This is a genomic window from Paratractidigestivibacter sp. (assembly GCF_052362415.1).
GTDB lineage: Bacteria > Actinomycetota > Coriobacteriia > Coriobacteriales > Atopobiaceae > Paratractidigestivibacter.
Map to the genome: position 1 here is coordinate 21,039 of NZ_DAWEMK010000020.1, position 2,177 is coordinate 23,215.

The 2,177-nt window shown below is 59.5% G+C and carries 2 protein-coding genes; one reads left to right on the top strand and one right to left on the bottom strand.

All coding sequences use genetic code 11. From position 1 onward, the window contains the following. Nucleotides 1–8: 8 nt before the first annotated feature. Nucleotides 9–1,247, bottom strand: coding sequence for a hypothetical protein (locus tag ACT84W_RS03580; protein ID WP_444328219.1), 1,239 nt, complete (start codon nt 1,245–1,247; stop codon nt 9–11). A gap of 704 nt (nt 1,248–1,951) precedes the next feature. On the opposite strand from ACT84W_RS03580, the gene ACT84W_RS03585 reads away from it, so the two are divergent. Continuing rightward, the coding region (locus ACT84W_RS03585; protein WP_444328220.1) for an IS110 family transposase at nt 1,952–2,177 on the top strand (226 nt) is incomplete at its 3' end.

Here is a 2,177-nt window from a genome sequence, read left to right on the forward strand (position 1 = left end):
TGGTCCCCTCACAACCGCAGCCTCACGGCGACCAGCCCGCGGCACAGCCTCGCCGCCTCGTCCGCAGGCGCCTGCGCGTCGTCGACCGAGATGCGCCCTCCTCGCAACGTCCCTAGGGCCGCAACCGTCTGCTCGATGAGGCGAAATTGCGGCTCTTTCCTTGTTTTTGACGGAGCGGTGTTCACGTAATTCGAAACCATCGAGATAAAGCCCCTGTCGATGAGCTCCGGCGCCCAGTCGGCGATGACCTCTGAGGCTTCTTTTCTCGGAAGGCACGGAAGCAGCGTGGCAAGGCGCTCGTAATGCCCCTGAGACCCGAGCAACCAAAGGCATCGCGCCGCGACATCCGGGAACTGGGAGGTCAAGTCGCTGACTCTGCCGTGGTCGTAAGAGAACCATCCCATGGACTTCGAGCAAGGACACTCAAATGACCGAGAGTCAAAGGAAATCCCAAAGAACGGCGCCCAGAGCGCGAGCTGCTCGAGCGTCTCCTCGTCAACGGCGCCCAGCACCTTGCGAACATCCTCGAAGGTCCCTCTCCCAAGGAGCACGAGCGTAAGCCGCAGCGCAAGCTCCTCGTCGATGAGGTCAGAGCGCAAACTCGCATTCACAAGCTCGGAGAGCGCCCTCGCATAGTCGGTGGAATCAACCGGGTCCTTTCCGCAGCCCACAGAAGCTCGCCGGAGCGACTGAGCAAGCGCAGGAATACCGCGAGAGAACCTGGAAAGTCGCTCGTCTTCGCGCTTAGAGGACCTCGTGATCGGAGAAACGTCAGATATGTCATCGCAAGTGAGGAGCAGGTGGGCAGGCAAGGAATCGAGCAGCTGACGCGCTTCAGGCCGGAGCGTAATCAGGACCTTATCCCCATCGTTCACCAACTTGGAAATTGCCCGCGTTTGCCGGTCGACCTCCATCTCGTCGGAAGGCGGGAGCAAAGACGCGATGACCATGACGTCGCATGTGAGCCCTTTCGTCTTGGATCGAACCGAACGAGAGAGCCTGGCCATCAGCTCCGTAGCGTTCTGCGAAGACGAGCTAGAGAAATCAAAAGGGAAAGTCCGCGCACCCCCAGCTTCCGCCAGCCGACAGAGCTCCTGGATAAACACCTGCGGGCAGTACCCCGGCTCGCAGCACACGACGATCAGGTTATAGCGGCGGAAATATCCCAAGAGCATACTTGGGAGCGGCTCGCCCGCAGCGCTCATTCCCTCAAACGTCGGTGCTGGCGGCAGCTTCTCTTGAAGCATGTAAACCCTTGGGCTCATAGTCTGCTCGAATCTCTTGATTTATCAATATTGCAAGCAGGAAATTACCATTTGCAATCAGATTCAGCAGTTAGAAAGAGGTAAGCGGTAGCCCCTCGTTCGAAAGAAATCCGTTAGATTGCGGTAAGAAACAAATAAAGGCCAGCATTTGACCCCTTTACATCTGTAAAGGAGGGGGTACATCAATAATGATTCGATACCGTTTACCGAAAAACAATATCGTCAAAGCATATAAACAGACATAAACAATTGCGGCGTCAATGACACAAAATCGTGGTTATAGTGTCACGCCCAACCATGCAAAAAGCAGCCGCCCTCCAACACACCGGAGCGCACTAATCTAAAAATTCGCGCCAAGAGGCCATGCAACTTAAGATGCGCCGCATCGGCGTGGCCGTCGACCCATTACAGTCAGAGACGCAGTTAGTCCCTGGGCCCAAGCAGCTGCCCGGGCCCAGGGACTACGATTGCGATGTGTCCGAATGGACCGCCGATCGGGCGCCCGCGGACGGCCTTCTGCCCCTGCCCCTAGAGGGCCCGGGGGGTGTTGCCGACGCGGGCGCAGCTGTTCCCGGACGACTGATAGGAAACTGCCGGGCCCTCCGCCAAGATCGCCACGGCCATGTAATGTGGGTGTCGCGGGGAGCAGCTTTCCGATCGAACGACTCGATTGGAAGGATACCACCATGATCGAAGAAGCGGCCTCGCCCGACGCGGTGCTCGGCCTGGACGTCGGCAAGTCGTCGCACTGGGCCTGCCTCGTCACCAGGGCCGGCGAGGTCCTGGTCAACCGCCCCGTCGCCAACCGCGAGCCCGACCTCGACGCGCTGATGTCGCGGGTCCCGGCCGGCACGCTGGTCGTCGTCGACCAGGCCCGCAACATCGGCTCGCTCGCGCTCAGGCGCGCCAGGC